The organism is Microscilla marina ATCC 23134 (assembly GCF_000169175.1).
Classification (GTDB): domain Bacteria; phylum Bacteroidota; class Bacteroidia; order Cytophagales; family Microscillaceae; genus Microscilla; species Microscilla marina.
In genome coordinates, this window is record NZ_AAWS01000001.1 from 243,066 (window position 1) to 260,155 (window position 17,090).

The window sequence follows — 17,090 nt, forward strand, 5'->3', positions numbered from 1 at the left end:
CTTACTGTGAACCTTGCCCCGATCATACTCTTTGTATACAAACGCCCCCTGCATACCCTGCAAACACTGGTTAGTTTGCAGCACAACCACCTGAGCAAACAGTCGTTGTTGTATATATTTGCCGATGCACCCAAAGAAGATGCAACCGAAGATGAATTAAAGGCCATTGCTGAAGTGAAGAAGATTATCTGGACACAACAATGGTGCAGAGAAATACGCCTTATCGAACGCAAGCAAAACTTTGGACTAGTAAAAAACATTGTAGATGGGGTAACCAATGTAGTACAGCAACATGGCAAGGTGATCGTTTTAGAGGATGACATAGTTACTTCGCCGGGGTTTCTTACATATATGAACCAAGCACTCAACCTATACGCCAGCAACCCAGTGGTTATGCAGGTCTCAGGGCATTTGCCCCCAGTGATATTGAACAAAAAAAATCCGGATACTTTTTTCTTCAAAAAAACAGCTTGTTGGGGATGGGGTACCTGGGCACATGCTTGGGCTAAGCTGAACCTTGACCCTCAGTATTTATTAAATGAAATAAATTCTTTGGATAAAGTTTCAGCATTTAATATTGACGATTCTTATAATTTTATAGAACATTTGGAAGCCAATATTGAGGGGCGAATGAATACTTGGGCAATTAGGTGGCAGGCAAGCGTTTTTTTAGAAGATGGTTTGTGCCTCTATCCTAAAAAATCGTTGACACGCAACATAGGTTTTGACGGAAGCGGTGAGCACTGTACCTATTCAAAGCTTTATCTTACCCAGCCTATGGCCACTAGCGTTGAAGTCGTGAAAGTCGAATTAACAGAGTCGGATGAAGCAAGAAAAAAAATAGCTACTTTTAATAATCAACAATGGCAATCTATATCGTTCATACAAAAAGTGAAAAGCAGACTAAAGAGATGGATAAAGTAAAAAATGTTTGCTTTATAAAAGTGTGAATATTTACTAGCTTTATATTTTTTGTTGAAAAACTACCAGCTTGTGAAATATTTAGCAAAATTATTGGAGGGTAGGGTAAGGGGAATATTTTCACTTTCAAGCACATCTATCTATTTTTAGAAAAACATCTTACATTATAATATTATCAAAATTACGTAGCCAACAAATAAGCACATGATTTTGAGCATTGGTTCAATATGAGGGTACTACACATTAATACCGCAGATACAGGAGGCGCAGGCAAGGCAGTTATACGTTTGATGAATGGTCTATTGAAAGCTAATATTGACAACAACTTGTTGGTGTTGTACAAATACCAAACACGGCCTCATGTCCATAAATACTCATTCAATACCCAGTCTTTTTTCAAACAATTACAGTTTTCGCTTAAATACAGGCTACACCAACACCACCAAAAAAAAGCCTTGCGAGGTAAAAGTCATAATTATGAAGTGTTCTCGTTTCCTGATTCGGTGTATAACATATTAAATCACCCCCTATACAAACAAGCTGATATTATCCACCTACACTGGGTGGCAGGTTTTATCGATTATACCTCTTTTTTCAAGCATTGCCAAAAGCCCATTGTCTGGACATTACACGACTTAAACCCATTTTCTGGAGGGTTTCATTATGAGGGCGATTACCATCATAATGAAATGGAGTATAAACTGCTAGATACTAAAATAAAGAACACGAAATACAAAGCGCTCAAACCTATACAAAAATTGCAAGTAGTGAGCCCCTCAAGTTGGATGCTTGATATAGCCCAAAATCGAAGTTTTTTCGATCGGTTTCAGCACATACATATTCCCAATGGCATTGATTTGAACGTATACCAACCAATGGACAAGCAGTTGGTACGCAAAAAACTTGGCATACCATCAGACAAAAATGTATTGATATTTCTTGCTGAGAATATTACCAATAAACGTAAGGGGTTTGAACTTTTAAGCAAAGCCTTGAAGTGTGTTGACCCAAGCACAAGTTTGGCAGTATTGGTAGGCAACCACCACGATACTTCTCTTGATTTTCCTCACCTTAAGTTTGATTATGTGCAGGAAGAACACAAGTTAGCTGAAATATATGCTTGTGCAGATGCTTGCATTGTACCCTCGCTAGAAGATAACCTGCCCAATACTATGCTAGAGGCCATGGCTTGTGGAGTACCAGTAGTGGCTTTTGACATTGGAGGGATTCCTGATATGGTAGTACCTTACAAAACAGGGTTATTGGCATCAGAAAAAAACTATCAAATGCTTGGTGAAAAATCAATGAGATACTACACAACGCCTTGTTACGTAGTGAGTTGGCGCAAAATGCCAGAAAAAAAGCATTAGAAAAGTTTTCTATTGAACAACAGACAAGTAATTATATAGACATATATCATCAAATATTACAAGCCAAAACATTTGAATACTACCCCTGATTTTCCAAAAAACGTAGGGTATTTATTGTTCAATACAACTAAAAGTTAGTGTAAGATTTTGTGTTTTCCTTCCCAATTGTATATTCATTCTATTTGTAAAAGTCCCGCATACTTTTTACATTTATTCATATAAAATAACAAATCTGTCCAAACTTAATAGTTTTACATACAATACCAGTCTCAATGAAGCATCAAGACATGGATACTGACAAAAATACCGATTTGTCAACTACCGAAAATGAAATCCGCAAGCATATTTTGCTTGTAAGAGATTTGTTGAATAAGATGGTAGTCGAAATATTAAAGAGGTCAAACACCCATGACCAATCCAAACTCTCTTCGCCTGAAATAGAGTATTCAATGAAATATACTCAAAAACTCAAAGATGCTGATTATGGATCGCCCGAATATCTAGCCATTCAAGACGAAATGAACGAAGCACTAGAGCATCATTATGCTTGTAACCGTCACCATCCCGAACATTTTGAAGGAGGCATTCAAGAAATGAACCTCATAGACATACTCGAAATGTTTTGTGACTGGGCTATAGCTTCACAACAACACCCTAAAGGAGACATAGAGCAAAGTATTGAAGTAAATCAACAGCGGTTTGGTTACTCTGATGATCTCAAAGAAATTTTGAGGAACTCTATCAAATTATTAAAATAGGAGAGTAGCTATTTTACCCCAAAAAAGAGGGCATTTTGGGAATGCTATCAGCGCAAGACATAACTAAAAGCAACTTTAAATTATGGGCGAAAAAAATTAACTTTGGTAAAAAAAGGTTTTGCCAGATAATTTTTTAAGCTTAAGGGATTATCTCTATATTGACAATTGAAAATTTGTGTATTGCAAAATTCCATAGATATGAAAAAAACTGTGACCGCAGTATTGGATGTAGGTATTATCCAAAAGAAATTAATTCTCTTTGATGAGAACTTTGAAGTGGTTGATATAGCTTCTGAGAAGCTGGCAAAAACCAAAGATGATGATGGTTTTGAAGGAGACGATATACAGTTGCTGAACCAGTGGGCTACCGAAACCTGGAACAAGCTTGTAAGCAGTGATCAGTATGATGTAAAAGCGCTCAACTTTTCGACGTATGGGGCAACCTTCATGCACATAGATGAAAGTGGCAATACACTTACTCCCCTTTATTCATATTTGAAGCCGTTTGATGAAGATCTCGAAGCACAATTTTATGGCAAATATGGCGAAAAAGTGAAATTTGCACTTGAAACCTGCTCTCCTCCTTTAGGTATGCTTAATTCAGGCTTGCAAATTTATTGGTTGAAGTACAAAAAACCTGAGGTATACAACCGTATTAAATATAGTCTACACTTGCCCCAATACATGGCATATCTTTTTACCAAAGAAGCCACTACCGAGTATACCAGTATTGGTTGCCATACTGGTATTTGGAACTTCCGTCGTCGTGATTATCACCAGTGGGTAAAAGATGAAGGCATTGATAAAATCATTCCTGAATTTAGCACTAGTCCTGTTGTAGGGCACTGGGAAGGACAAGGCAAACAAATACCAGTAGGGACTGGCTTACACGATAGCTCGTCAGCTTTGAGAACTTATTTACACTTGTTCGACGAAAAGTTTTTATTGCTAGGTATGACCGATACCTGGTGTATTACACTCAATCCATTTGATCACTCTCCTTTGCGCCCCGAAGATGTATCACAAGATTGTTTACAGTACTTAACCGTACAAGGACGTAGGGTAAAAGCATCACGTTTTTTCATTGGAAACGAACATGGCTACCAATTTAATCGCATGGCAAAACACTTTGGCAAGCCCCTTGATTATCATAAAAATGTAAAATTTGACGAAAGTCTATTTAACAAAGCTCAGGCTACCTCTAAAGGAGACGCTCGAAGCCTGGTGCCTCATTCTTTTGATGCCAGTGGAGCCCATAAGTCGGACACAGGAGGCGAAAAAGAATGGGATTTGTCCATATTTGAAAGTTTCGAAGATGCCTATCACCAACTAATGCGTGACCTGATATCGTTTTTTGAACCGGCCATTGCCATTGCTGCCAGAAAAGGATTGCCCAAATACCTGATTGTAGACGGAGAGTTTACCGATGATGAGATTTTTCTTCACACATTAAGTAAAGTTTATCCATCAGTAGAGGTTTTGGTACCCAATATGCCTGAAGGTGCAGCTACAGGTGCAGCATTACTGATCAATCAGTACTTAGATCCTCAAATGAAAAAACCAGAATTAGGGTTTAAAAAATATTAAAGGAAGGATCTGTTGGTTCCTAAAACCTTAATGTCTGCCAAATGATTTGATTGCACATGTTTTGCAACAATTGCCCGTTGATCATTCAAAACAGGATAGATATCAATAAAAGTAAAACGCTTTACTGATATAGCTGGCAATTAGAGGTATTGAACGAACTTATGAGACGGTAAAGTCTTTGTATGGTGATAGCTGCAAAGCTATCTAAAACACTACAACTGCCAGAGATAGAGTTCAATAAACCCAAGTTATTTTGGTATGATTACTTGTTACACTGTTAATTAAGTTTATAGCTACTTTGCTTGAACAATCCTAAAACAAAAGAGGGGACTGTATTTGCAAAGAGCTGAAGAGCGAAGTCCAAGCTCAACACAGTTAATTTTGGTCAAATGCTTAATGAAAACTACGGTTTTTATCCAAAAATCTGTAGCTATTGTACCTACAGCTTTGTTAAGTCTTGCAATGTTAACTTCTTATGTGCGGGTACTTTCAGGCATTTACGAAAAGCACCAAAGTATAAACTTATTTTAACTTATGTAAATTTCAGATTTTTAGTTGTTGTTCAAAGATTTTTGTTAGTGATATGGAAGATTTAGAAATCAAGGGAGAAAGCGGGGTTTTTTATATCCCAAATGTCAAAATGGAAGTAAGTACCGGAACTTGTGAAATTTCGGGGGAGTCTTACCTAGAAGACACCGACGAGTTTTACAACACCATTATCAAATGGATAGAACAGTACCGGGCTGAAGTAAAAAAAGCCATTAAATTTAACTTTCGCTTGACTTATTTTAACACAAGCTCTTCGCGTGGTATTCTCAATGTACTGCGCACCCTCAAAGATTATGAAGATAGTGGAGCCGAAGTAGAAATAAACTGGTATTACCCCGATGATGACGATAGCATTGCAGAAGAAGCCGAGGACTATATGGTAAGTACTGGGCTAAAGATTAACATGTATTCTTTTGAAGCTGAAGATTAGTATTTGTTTAAATTATGTCTCTACAGACACCTTTTTTTAAGCAAACTCTTCGTCATAGGAATGCTCAAGCAAGGCTTGTAATAAAACAGAGTACTGTCTGAAGGCAGTGCTCTGTTTTGCTATAGTACCTTTTAAATAGCTTTGAGTGTCCGCTTTTTTTAATAAAATAAATGTAGTATTATACAGGGTTTTTCGATAAGTTATAAAGCACCAACTCTTGGTTTGATATGTTTACACCTAAAACTAAACAGCCTTCAGAAATGATGACGACCCCTGAATTAATTGCACAAACCAACCAAAGTCTACTGGCAGATCATCAACACCAGCTATACCATTTGCAAGAAATATTAGCAAAAAAGCAGATCGACATAGAGCCTGTTATTCAAAAACTGCAGGCTTTTCAAGTGAGCGTGCCCAGCTGGGCTTTGGGTACGGGTGGCACACGTTTTGGACGCTTTCCTATAGGGGGAGAGCCACGTAGTATTGAAGAAAAAATAGCAGACACAAGTCTTTTGCACCAACTTACAGGGAGTAACAATGCTATTTCTTTGCATATTCCCTGGGACACTTCGTTAGATTATAGCGCAGTTCGACAGTTTGCCCACAGCCGAGGAATCAAGTTTGATGCTATCAACTCTAATACTTTTCAAGATCATCCCCAACAAGTCTACTCATATAAATATGGTTCACTGAGTCATACCAAGGCTGAGGTAAGGCGGCAAGCCATTGAGCATAATTGCGAAGTGATAAATATAGGGCAGCAGTTGGGTTCTAAAGCTTTGACTACTTGGTTAGGCGATGGAGCCAACTTTCCAGGGCAAAATAATTTTAGAAAAGCCTATGAACGCACTGCCGAAAGTTTACAAGAAATATATCGATACTTGCCTACCCATTGGCAAATGTTGATAGAGTATAAGCCCTACGAACCTAATTTTTATTCAATGGTGATTCCTGATTGGGGGACAGCCCTGCTATTGGCGCAACAATTGGGTGATCAGGCGCAGGTATTGGTTGATCTGGGGCATCATTTACCCAATACCAACATTGAGCAAATTATTGCAAGATTGGCGGGCATAGGGCGTTTGGGTGGTTTTCATTTCAACGGGTCTTCTTATGGCGACGATGACCTCACCACTGGAGCTTTAAAGCCTTACCGTTTATTTTTAATTTTTCAGGAACTTGTCAATGCTATGTGGAGTGATGCTCCCACCAATGCGTCGGACATTGCCTGGATGATTGACGCCAGCCATAATACCAAAGACCCAATAGAAGACTTAATGCAGGCAACCGAAGGGATATTAATAGAGTATGCCCATGCTTTGTTAATTGACCAAAAAATGCTTGAATATATGCAGGAAGAAAATGAGGTGGTGCAGGCACAAGAAATATTGCAAGCAGCTTTTAGAGTTGATGTGCGCCCATTGGTAGCAGAAGCCCGCTTCAGAAACAAGGCTTGTATCGATCCACTTACATTTTTTAGAGCTCAACGTATACGGGCAGCGTTGATTGAGAAAAGAGGAGTTGCTTCGCGTGCCACTGGTTTGTAACTTTTTGTATTGGTATCTACGTTTAAAGTAAACGAACGCATACGAACTACTTTAAATACACTTATGAAAAAATCAGGAGTATTGTTTATACTTATAGCAATAAGCACAATCAATTATGTTGGCTATGCCCAAACCAACAATGACCGCTCATCAACAAATTATTTCTTGTTGTCGTTTGACCAACACACCCACCCAAACAAGGCAAAGTTATATAAATACCAAAACAGAGGTTTTTTGCACATACAAGATGTAGTCAATGCCATGCGCAAAGAGATGATAAAGCCCGAACGCTCGCCAGAGTGGGGGAGCGCCAGAGGTACAAAGAAAAAATATAGAAATGGTTTGGATTTGTCTAAACCTATTGCTGCCAAAGCTGGTGAAACCTTTTGCTTTGCAGTGAAAACTGATGCCTTGCCATCAATCTATCTAAGTGGCTATGTTACCCAAAATACGCCTAACTTTAGAACCAAAGATAAACAAAGAGAGCTACTGATCATTACCTTGCCTCAAGATACTAACAATCACTTTTTTGATGATCGTGGCGTGGCCACTATCCGAGTATATGGTTATTACAAAAACGAGAAAAAAGTTTTTGGTACCCTTATTATTAGTCGGGTAAGCCAACATCGCTATCAGGAGTTAATGGCTGCGACAAAATAATATAAAACGACGATTAACGAATAGAGATTTGAGAGGTACTATCAATCGTTGAACAAATGACCTTGACCAGTATTCGTTAATCGGTATTTAGCCTCTTGAGAAGCTGGTTTGACTAAAAGAAGCAATAGTATTAAGTAAGCCTTAAGCTACCCCATCTTTTTCTCTTTCATAGCGCTCTACGTCTTCTTCTGAAATACCCAGCGAAACAATTGCTTTATTGTATATCTCTTGCTCGTTAGAGTTACCTTCCTGATCATCGTCGTCTGAGCTATCGTCCGATTTTAATAGTTTAAGTAACCAGTACAAAGCTTTTACCCTATCTTTATAGTCAAAATTATTAAGTGTAGCATACACTTTCTCTACAAAAGCCTCATCAGATAGTTCTTTGGCTTGTGTAATTACAAATTTGTATTCCTCAGCGGTCAAATGATGCTCTTCACTGGTCAGGTCTACAAGCAAACGTTTTTCTTCTGACTGTAACACGCCATCAGCTTTGGCACCCATCAACATGAGCCCAAATACGGCTTGGTTGTAGCTGAATTCCCCGTTATTCATAAATCAAATTAATTTTGGTAGACATATTAGTATACGTTTATTATAATAAACGGATTTTTTTGTGCAAAAAGATGTTGTTTGTCTGTGGAATTTATCAGGACGAAGGCTCAGCACTTGTTTAACCTTTGCCAAAATATGGTTAACTGCCCAATCCTTGATTTCACAGGCTGCAAAATTAATATAGTTCCGATAAATCTCTATTTATAAATGAGGTGTTTTTTATAAAATTACTGAAAACCTGTATTTTGTCAAGCGATTAGTGATTGTTTTAACTATGTTCAGGCAATTTTACAAGGTTTATAGCCACCAAATGAGTAGAAAGTGTAAGGCAATTGTTTGAAGAGCAAATACAAGAATTTCTTCACATATTTATTGATCTTTTCGCAACACTGATTGTGTTGTAGAACAAAAAACAGTAGTATGTGAAGGGTGTACCAGCTGTACTCAGCCTTAAGTTTGTGGTTGTTAAGGAATGTTGAAAAGGAGTAGTTAAAAATGCTGGTGTTTACCTGCTCTACCCAGCTTTTTTTAAAAAAGTACCGTCCTCGCCTCGGTTGTGTGTTTTCACCAATTGATAAATCCCGCCATTCGGGGGCGATCGAAACTCTAAAATAAGTCGTTTTTTAGGCTTGTGGATGGTTTGATTTAGCTGCGCAGAGCTCGTAAACTCGGTTGTAGAGACATAAATCAGGGTGAAAAATAGTAGGGTAGAGTAGTGTTTACCCTGAAACCTGTGAAGTAAAGCCATAAAACCGAAACTACTATTTGCTTTAGTTTCGGTTCAGCGTACTGTAGTAGGTTTAGACAAAATACAGTGATGGATTTTCAAGTTGGGCGCTTTAAAGCCTAATCTCGAATAGCTACTACCAAATCTTTGAATGGGTCATACTCTACCTGATTTACTTTAAGGTATACCCCCTTATTAAGTACAATAGTGTCATGTTCTTCGTGAGTGAGTACCGCTTTATTGATTACTTCAAACAGTACAGGTTCTATGCCTGCCTCCGGAGCATTTGCTGCAATGTTTACCTCACCAGCCAAACGGTGGGCGTGCCCCGTTACTTCGCCATACGCCAATACCAATTTGTTGACAGGTGTCATAGTAAACGCTTCCAGGTTAGCCTGGTCAAGCCTAAAAATAATAACATCGCCGTGGCGGTATACCTTGCTAAACTTTCCCAAGTGGTTCTTAGTGTTCATCATATTGTTATTTTGGTTTGTTAAAGCCTCAATATACACAAATATAAGCAGAGCTTCAAGTGGTAAGTGGCGTTCCTATGTGCCACTTACCAACACCACCATCTCCTTGTCGGCTTTGGTTACTTGCTTATAAAACTTTACCATTTCCGGGTACTTTTCTTTAGGGAATGTACCAGCATTGACTACCATTTTACGAGTATAGGTGATTTTTCTGCCGTCCATGAACACTTTCATTTCATAAGATCCAAACTCATTGCTGAACTTTATTGGGGCAGGTTTGTATTCTGCGTGATACTTTTCAGGCACTTGATAATTAATACTGTCTACATCGGTAAAAGCATACACTGACGAAATATAAATATCGCTTGAACGGTCTTTCATTGTTGGGGGGACTGTCCGGTAACGATTCATCAGGTTAGGCTTTAGAAATAAACGCTTACCACTTTTAGATGCCAGCTTTCTTATCTTTAATTGCAAAGTTTCGGTACCTACTGGCAAGCTACCTTTCTTGAGTGCCAATTGATACTGACCTATTTCAAAACCAGTGAGTTGGAGATGCTCATACAGCCACTTTTTTTGTATTTCAGGTGCTTGGGTAGTTAGCCATGCAATGGCTTCACTTTGAATGGCCTGGTACTTTGTTTGTATTTTTGCCGTAGCATTACCATCAGGAGCAATGGTTACCTGGGCTTGACGGTGCAGGGTGTTTACGCTTTGGTCATACACAGGGGTACGGACTATTTTTCCCCCTTGAGGGGTAACCAGTAATGCCTCTCTATCTCCGGTAAAACTACCCATATAACCAAAAGATCCACTTTGACTGGTACACTCAAGCCAGATAGTATCTTTAGCCGTAGGCACACATAAAATCACGTGGTTGAACTGTGGCGACGGGAAATCTGTTTGGATGGATCTTTCATTTTTTCCAGCCTTTACCAAGGTATAAAATGAAGCAATACCTAACTGCTTAAGCAAAGCATACGTGTAGTTGCTCAACGCTTTACAATCTCCGTAACCCTTTTGGTCTACTGTCAGTGCTTTGAAAGGTTGCCAACCACCAATGCCTAATTGAATGCTCACATAACGAGTATTTTGTTGGAGGTAGTTGTACACAACTTTGATCTTATCTTCAATACTGCTCAGTTTTGCAGTCATCGCCTTCAGTTTCTGTGTTGTTTCGGGGCTCACTTCGTCTCGGTTGGCGTTGAGCTGGTTTATCCATTGCCCAAAACTATTCCAGCTTTGCATATTGCCCTTATAGCCCTCTATCTCAAAAGAGTTGGGTGCCAGCAAAAGTCGAGGAAAAGAAGTTTGTTTTTTATAAGGGATTGGCTGGGTAGCAGGCAATTGAGCAATGCGCCAGGTTTGTAACCCGTTTTTTTCAGGTGTTTTGGTGGCTTTCTCAAGGTTGATTGCCTTGTAACGAAAGGGGCGCTTGAGCAGTGAAAAAACGGTAAAAGACGACTTTTCTACGGATATTTTTTGGCTGGTTTGTGGGTGCCAACCCGGAAAAAACAGCAAGCCATTATAAGTTTTGGCATACTCACACTTGATTGTATAAGGGTAAGTATTGTGCCTCAACTTGGCGTATTTTATGCGGTTGTCGGTATACAAAGAAAATCCATCGGCTGAGCTATAGTCTTGAATGTCACGCTGTTTAAGCCTACGTACAAACTTTCCATTGGCATCATACACCGCTGCTCGCATGTAATCAATGCGGCTAAGTTTGTCATAAAATACGGTGAAGTTGGCAAAATCGTCTCCTGTCTCATTCAAGATGGTATATACATACGATGTTGTAAAAACACCCTCGCCAATGCTTTGTATATGCAGGTGGCTTGAATCTTTTCTTACTACTATGCTGGCTCCTTTCAATAGGTTAGGAGAGATTTTGGCAGCAGCATATCGAGGCTGATCAGCTCGGGTAAGCTGGGCTATGCTGCTTTGGTGAACAGCAAGCCCTAGCATACAAGCCAAAAAAACACTTTTCAATTGTTTCATTTAAATGTTTGGGCTTATATTTTTTTCAATACAATTTGTTCCTGTACTTTGTCTATCATCTGGTTATATAGTTCACGGAGCCCCAGGTACTCAGAGGCTAAAAAAACTGGTTTGTTGATAGCAAACCTTATAATCACTTGTACCTTATCTTTTTGTTTTTGAGCAATATAAATCAGTCTTCCTGCTCTTTTGGGCAAAGACACCACCTTTTGTTTAGGCATAGACTCCACTTCATAACCTTTAGGTATTTTTAGGGTAAAAAGATAGTTTTGCTTGAAGGTATAGCCAAAATCAATTGGTAGTTGCCTTGTTTTTGGCTTGAAGGGATTTTCGTGAAGGTCAGGGGCCACTATAGGTGTAATGTAAAACATATTGCCTGCCTTTTTGATATTGGCATCTTCTTTCAAATCCAAGGTGTACTTTGCCGTAAGTGGCTTGTAAATGTTTGTGCTATTTTGAAATTTATGAGAAGTTACAGCATACTCTGAACCTTTCCAGAATTTTTCAGCATATTTTTGAGGCTTTTGTTGGTGTAACTTTTTACGCTCATCATAAGCATTAAACCCTTTTTGAGTGACTGAAGCTACCGCTTTAGAGGTGCCATCTTCGGCAAGTGTAACCTCTACACCTACTTGGGTACTGCTTGGGGTGTTGCCCAAAAATATCCAGCTGCCTCCTTGGTTATTGACTGATCTGCCCAAACCATTCAAGCAACGGTAAGGCAACGTGCCTAAATCTAACAAAGGGTCAGTAGCATCAGCCAATATAGTTGTATTGGAATTAAGTTTTATTTGAGCAATCATATAGTTTAAACGATTGATCATGGGAGAACTACTAGGCTTTATTTTTCCATGTGAGCGCGTACTTAGTACTACTGGATCTGTCTTGATGCCTAGTTTTCGGAGCAACGAAACTAGTAAGAAATTAATGGCAGTAGCATTACCAGTTTTTTTGCGGTAAACAACATCTAAAGGTTCATAAACAAATATTCTTTTTTTCTTGTTCCAGGTCATATAAGACTGTATATGCTGGTAAGCCGCCACAACCCTTTGTGTAGTGTCTGAGTATTTGCTGCGGATACTGTTTGCTACCTCATCCAGAAAAGTGTTGAACTTAAGGTGGGCTCCAAAGTTCTCGTGAGTCAATAATTGATTGTTGGCAGTAGCCCAATTGGTATAATAATTTGTGGAGGCACCATTAGGAATGTTGACTTGGTTTAAACGAAACTCAATGCCTGGAGTGTAGTCTTTTAAAATAGTAATATAACTCTCTTTCTTAATAGCAGGCAGGTCTTTTACTGCCCAGTGGTAGTGGGTGGTTTTAACAGGTATTTGACTGTTCATGCCAGAAGCCTTTGTTTCGGTGATTCGTCGAATACTATAATTGATTAAATACCCTCGGCTAGCAACGTTGTACTTGACGAAATTAGGTACTTCCACTTTATACTCACTCCAGGCAACAGGAATACTCTTTTGAAAATACCAGCTTTTTAGGTTTCTGAAGTCTTTTGATTTTATGGTGTAGGTATACTCTATTACAGAACCTTCTTTTACCTTAGAAAAAGCCATTGTTTTTTGTTTCCAGTACTTGCTTAACTTTTGAGTTAAAACAGTTTTAGGGTCAAACTTTTGTTTGACAATCTTGTCATTTACTAAGTTGTAAGTATATCCACGAATATAGCGCACAGACTCTCCTCTAATACCACTTATGTAGTAAGGTATTTGAACATTTGACCATTTATAACCTGCTTTATTGATTATTTTTACTCTTACATGTCTAGTGTGTATTACCGACAGGTCATCGGTATCGATACTGGTTTCTCCCTTATCATACAGAATTACTGCTGTAGCATTACTGTCTTTAGGGTAGACTTTCATTTCCAGCCATTTCTTGTCTATTTTGCCCAGCCTTACTTTGGGAGCTTTTACTTTTTGTTGTGCATTTGTATTGATTACAAATACAAATATTGCCATAAACAATAGCGTAAGATTTCTCATTATTGAATCTGATATTAATTTTATCATCTGAATAGGTTTGATATACAAAATTATAATACCAGCATTACCTGAGGCAAACGGATGTTTTTATTAGATTTTTTTCAAATTTCTTTACTGTAAGGTAGGTAGAGAAGAGGTAAGAAAAAAAACTCCCTGTTTTTGGGGCTAAGCAGGGAGTAAGTGTTTAGCAATAAGAAAGGTTAAGCCTGAGACATTTGCTTCCAGGCACTTTCTACTGAGTTTACAGGCAGTTGGCAGGTTTTGTTATAGCAAACGTACACAGTCGTTTGCCCATTTATAGTGCCTCGGTTTTGTAAAAGTCCGAGTGAGTCTTGAGGTTGCAGTGTGCCAGCCAGTATTTTGTTAGGATAATAATATTTGTCAAGAGACGCGCGATACTCTTGAGCTTGTTCGCCTACAATTGCGACTTCGGCTGTAGGTTGGGCAAAATAAGTATACAAGGTAGCCCAGTTCGCGGCACTTTCGGGGTTTTCTACTATTATTTTCTGCATTTGCCCCAACATTTGTGACGCCTTTTGTTGATAATCACTTTGCTCATAGTAAAGTCCCAGCCAATATAGATTTTTGGCCATCATAGAGTTAGATGCAGGAATCACATTATCAAATAGTTCTTTTTTGCGGGCAATGAGTTTTTCAGCGTTGACATCAGTAAAAAAGAACAACCCCTCTTCTTTATCATAAAAATTTGCCAGGGCATAATCAGTCAGAGATTTTGCCTTTGTAAGCCACTGTTCGTCAAATGTTGCCTGGTAAAGGGCTATATAAGCATCTACTACAGCAGCGTAGTCTTCTAAATAAGCGTTAATAGAGGCTTTTCCATTTTTGTAACTATGGTAAAGCTGGTAGTTTTCTGTGGTTAGTTTTTCGGCAATAAACTGGGCGTTTGCCAATGCCAGATTCAATAGTTTAGGAGAGTCAAATACCCGGTAAGCATCTACCAATCCTTTGAGCATTAGTCCATTCCACGAGGTTAATATCTTGTCATCCAGCCCTGGGCGTATTCTTTTACTACGGGCTGTCAATAATCGCTCGTTCCACTGTGTTACTTTTTGTTTGAGGCTTTCTACGTCTATTTGGTGCTTTTCGGCAAAAGCCAGGTCTCCTATACTTCTATGCAGTATGTTGCCTTCTTCCCAATTAGCTTGACTAGTTACCTGATAATAGTCGGCTGCTATAGCAGCATCTTCAACCCCAATTACTTCATCAAATGCTGTTTTTTCCCATACATAAAATTTACCTTCTACTCCTTCACTGTCAGCATCAAGTGCTGAGAAAAAACCACCTTCTTCACTGGTGAGTTCCCTCGCCACAAAATCAACTGTTTGCATCACTACCTGTTGGTAAAGCGGGTTTTGAGTAACATTATAAGCATCAGCGTACAGGCTCAGTAACTGACCGTTATCGTAAAGCATTTTTTCAAAATGAGGAGCAAACCAGTCAGCGTCTACTGAGTAACGGGCAAACCCTCCGCCAATTTGATCATAAATGCCCCCTTTTGCCATCTCATTTAGCGTAACCTCAACTGTCCTTAAGGCCTCTTCTTTTTTGGTGATTTGATAATAGTGCAATAAAAACTGCCAAATAGAAGGCATAGGAAATTTAGGGGCACGGTTGGTGCCTCCACGGGTATGATCTACATCATTATAAACACTTTGAAACATTTTATCGAGATCTTCGCGTGCATAACGAATATCGTTTGGCTTCAGGTCATATTTTTTTGCTTCGCTGGTTGCAATGGCTTCCCGGTAGGCTTCTGCCGATTGTTCTAGCTCATCACGTTTGGTTTGGTATACTTCTGCCACATTTTGCAGCAGTTGCACCCACGATTCTTTGGGTAGGTAGGTAAGGGCATAAAAAGGCTTAGCCTCAGGCGTGAGCAATGCATTGAGCGGCCATCCTCCTCGTTGCCCCATAGCCTGAACAGCATCCATGTAAATGGCATCTACATCAGGACGTTCTTCTCTATCTACTTTTATACAAATAAAATAACGGTTCATAATAGCCGCTACTTCGTCATCTTCAAACGACTCTCGCTCCATTACATGGCACCAGTGACAAGCCGAGTAGCCAATACTTACAATGATGGGTTTGTCTTCGTCTTTGGCTTTCTGGAGCGCTTCCTCTCCCCAGGGGTACCAGTCTACAGGGTTGTAGGCGTGTTGTAATAAATAGGGGCTGGTAGCTTTTGCCAGTCGGTTGGGTGTTTGGGTATTTTGATGGCTCATATTTAGTCTTGTTATTGTACTTTGATTAAGCGCAAATTTTAGTATAGTTTTAGACTTAGTAAGTACCAAGGTAGAATTAAATATATCTAATGAGTAGGTGTAACTATTATACTATGAGTGAGTTACCTTTACTTGTAGCTAATTACTTATGGCTATTTCTTACTTTAAAGTGAAAGAACATGTCAAACCTACACAAAAGTTTCGGGGAAGTCGCTCTACTCCAAAAATAGCCCGTGAATGTAGCCCTTTTTTACCTAAAACAGCCAAAAATAGTTTTGAGGCACCATCAACTATTTTTGGCGAATCATCCCATTCAGGTGCAGCTTGAAAGTAAGCATCTATATGGTTGAGCCCCTCTATATTATCCAATCCAACTTTAGCATTTATTTGTGCCAACACATTGAGTGTGCAAAGCTCCATAGCCCTAAGCCCTTCTTCGGTAGATATTTCTGCCCCTAGCCGTCCTTGAAACTTAAATGCTTCATTTTCAATTGGAAACTGAATAGCGAGGTAGGCTATTTTGCCACGAATATTTACTGATTGGTAAGCTCCCCCCGGAGTAGATGGTTTGGGTAAACTTAAATTCAATTTTTTTAGATTCTCTAATAGGTTCGACATGTTTATTTGATTTACACTTATGTAGAAATACTATTTCTCCAGTCCTTCTTTTCTATCATCTGCACATTTTCTACGTGATGCAAGGTATATAAATATTTTTTCAAAAGCATCAATTCAACGTCGTTTACATCGCCTTGAAAGTCATTGATATAAATGGCATTGGCGCTATTAAAAAATACTTTTTCGGGAGAGTTATCTACGATCAATATTTTGCGTAGCGAGTACCCTCGCTTTCGTACTTTTTCTAGTTTTTTAAACCAGCAGCTAGGTTTTTGGCTGCTACCCAATGCCTGATGATTGTCCAGTGAATAATGCAAAGGCAAGTTGCCAAAAGTGCATCTTTTTCTACTCCATACAAAACTTAAAGGGATGCTTTGAGGGAAAACTCTCTTGACCACCGGGTTGACGTAGTTGCGTTGGGCAGACGACCACACTGCCAGCTCAAAATATTGCTGACAAGCATAAAGAAACTCTTCCAGATAAGGACGCTTGTATACATAATGGTATGCCGACAGCGTAAATGCTGGCTCAATGTTGATGAGGGGTGTCTTGGAAGTGTAGATAAGTGTTTCATCAAGATCAAGGATTAACAGTGTTTTTGACATACGGATTTGTTTGAGTAGGGGCTAAAGCATAAAAACTACCCAACAA

General features: G+C 39.0%; 14 protein-coding genes. 7 read left to right on the top strand and 7 right to left on the bottom strand.

Going from position 1 to position 17,090, the window contains the following annotated elements; translation table 11 throughout:
- Positions 1-6 precede the first annotated feature (6 nt).
- The 7 genes from M23134_RS00935 (at position 7) to M23134_RS00965 (ending at position 7,822) form a co-directional block, all read left to right on the top strand.
- Positions 7-924, top strand: coding sequence for a glycosyltransferase (locus M23134_RS00935; protein WP_002692905.1), 918 nt, complete (start codon positions 7-9; stop codon positions 922-924).
- Between the two features lie 224 nt (positions 925-1,148).
- Positions 1,149-2,291: a glycosyltransferase gene (locus tag M23134_RS00940; RefSeq protein WP_002692906.1), complete on the top strand. Its 1,143-nt coding sequence runs from the start codon at positions 1,149-1,151 to the stop codon at positions 2,289-2,291.
- A gap of 272 nt (positions 2,292-2,563) precedes the next feature.
- Positions 2,564-3,049 carry a DUF5662 family protein gene (locus M23134_RS00945; RefSeq protein ID WP_002692910.1) on the top strand — a complete coding sequence of 162 codons (486 nt, stop codon included), beginning with the start codon at positions 2,564-2,566 and terminating at the stop codon, positions 3,047-3,049.
- 198 nt (positions 3,050-3,247) lie between these two features.
- Positions 3,248-4,636: an FGGY-family carbohydrate kinase gene (locus M23134_RS00950; protein WP_002692911.1), complete on the top strand. Its 1,389-nt coding sequence runs from the start codon at positions 3,248-3,250 to the stop codon at positions 4,634-4,636.
- Positions 4,637-5,219: 583 nt separating this feature from the next.
- Complete coding sequence (locus tag M23134_RS00955) at positions 5,220-5,615, top strand: DUF1987 domain-containing protein (RefSeq protein WP_002692915.1); 396 nt, start codon at positions 5,220-5,222, stop codon at positions 5,613-5,615.
- Between the two features lie 260 nt (positions 5,616-5,875).
- On the top strand, positions 5,876-7,162 hold the full coding sequence (locus tag M23134_RS00960) for a TIM barrel protein (RefSeq protein WP_045112794.1): 1,287 nt from the start codon (positions 5,876-5,878) through the stop codon (positions 7,160-7,162).
- A gap of 63 nt (positions 7,163-7,225) precedes the next feature.
- Entirely contained in the window at positions 7,226-7,822 is a 597-nt protein-coding gene (locus M23134_RS00965; protein ID WP_045112751.1) for a hypothetical protein, read from the top strand.
- A 141-nt stretch (positions 7,823-7,963) separates the two neighbouring features.
- On the opposite strand, the gene M23134_RS00970 is transcribed toward M23134_RS00965, so the two are convergent.
- From M23134_RS00970 to M23134_RS01005, 7 genes are all read right to left on the bottom strand, one after another.
- Positions 7,964-8,377 carry a TerB family tellurite resistance protein gene (locus M23134_RS00970; protein WP_002692921.1) on the bottom strand — a complete coding sequence of 138 codons (414 nt, stop codon included), beginning with the start codon at positions 8,375-8,377 and terminating at the stop codon, positions 7,964-7,966.
- Between the two features lie 846 nt (positions 8,378-9,223).
- Positions 9,224-9,580: a hypothetical protein gene (locus tag M23134_RS00980; protein WP_002692923.1), complete on the bottom strand. Its 357-nt coding sequence runs from the start codon at positions 9,578-9,580 to the stop codon at positions 9,224-9,226.
- 72 nt (positions 9,581-9,652) lie between these two features.
- Positions 9,653-11,578 (bottom strand): DUF3857 domain-containing protein, encoded by a 1,926-nt coding sequence (locus M23134_RS00985; protein ID WP_002692924.1) that lies wholly within the window; start codon positions 11,576-11,578, stop codon positions 9,653-9,655.
- A gap of 14 nt (positions 11,579-11,592) precedes the next feature.
- Positions 11,593-13,575, bottom strand: coding sequence for a DUF3857 and transglutaminase domain-containing protein (locus M23134_RS00990; protein WP_045112753.1), 1,983 nt, complete (start codon positions 13,573-13,575; stop codon positions 11,593-11,595).
- Positions 13,576-13,775: 200 nt separating this feature from the next.
- Positions 13,776-15,821, bottom strand: a complete 2,046-nt coding sequence (locus M23134_RS00995; protein WP_002692927.1) for a thioredoxin domain-containing protein — start codon at positions 15,819-15,821, stop codon at positions 13,776-13,778.
- Positions 15,822-15,980: 159 nt separating this feature from the next.
- A complete protein-coding gene (locus tag M23134_RS01000) occupies positions 15,981-16,439 on the bottom strand; it encodes a RidA family protein (RefSeq protein ID WP_002692929.1) in 459 nt (152 codons plus the stop codon).
- A gap of 17 nt (positions 16,440-16,456) precedes the next feature.
- Positions 16,457-17,044: an HAD family hydrolase gene (locus tag M23134_RS01005; protein ID WP_002692931.1), complete on the bottom strand. Its 588-nt coding sequence runs from the start codon at positions 17,042-17,044 to the stop codon at positions 16,457-16,459.
- Positions 17,045-17,090 lie beyond the last annotated feature (46 nt).

Coding starts and splice junctions, on each gene's coding strand:
- M23134_RS00980 (WP_002692923.1), bottom strand. CDS start 9,580: ATGATGAACACTAAGAACCACTTGGGAAAGTTTAGCAAGGTATACCGC.
- M23134_RS00945 (WP_002692910.1), top strand. CDS start 2,564: ATGAAGCATCAAGACATGGATACTGACAAAAATACCGATTTGTCAACT.
- M23134_RS01005 (WP_002692931.1), bottom strand. CDS start 17,044: ATGTCAAAAACACTGTTAATCCTTGATCTTGATGAAACACTTATCTAC.
- M23134_RS00995 (WP_002692927.1), bottom strand. CDS start 15,821: ATGAGCCATCAAAATACCCAAACACCCAACCGACTGGCAAAAGCTACC.
- M23134_RS00960 (WP_045112794.1), top strand. CDS start 5,876: ATGATGACGACCCCTGAATTAATTGCACAAACCAACCAAAGTCTACTG.
- M23134_RS00970 (WP_002692921.1), bottom strand. CDS start 8,377: ATGAATAACGGGGAATTCAGCTACAACCAAGCCGTATTTGGGCTCATG.
- M23134_RS00990 (WP_045112753.1), bottom strand. CDS start 13,575: ATGAGAAATCTTACGCTATTGTTTATGGCAATATTTGTATTTGTAATC.
- M23134_RS00950 (WP_002692911.1), top strand. CDS start 3,248: ATGAAAAAAACTGTGACCGCAGTATTGGATGTAGGTATTATCCAAAAG.
- M23134_RS00985 (WP_002692924.1), bottom strand. CDS start 11,578: ATGAAACAATTGAAAAGTGTTTTTTTGGCTTGTATGCTAGGGCTTGCT.
- M23134_RS00965 (WP_045112751.1), top strand. CDS start 7,226: ATGAAAAAATCAGGAGTATTGTTTATACTTATAGCAATAAGCACAATC.
- M23134_RS00955 (WP_002692915.1), top strand. CDS start 5,220: ATGGAAGATTTAGAAATCAAGGGAGAAAGCGGGGTTTTTTATATCCCA.
- M23134_RS01000 (WP_002692929.1), bottom strand. CDS start 16,439: ATGTCGAACCTATTAGAGAATCTAAAAAAATTGAATTTAAGTTTACCC.
- M23134_RS00940 (WP_002692906.1), top strand. CDS start 1,149: ATGAGGGTACTACACATTAATACCGCAGATACAGGAGGCGCAGGCAAG.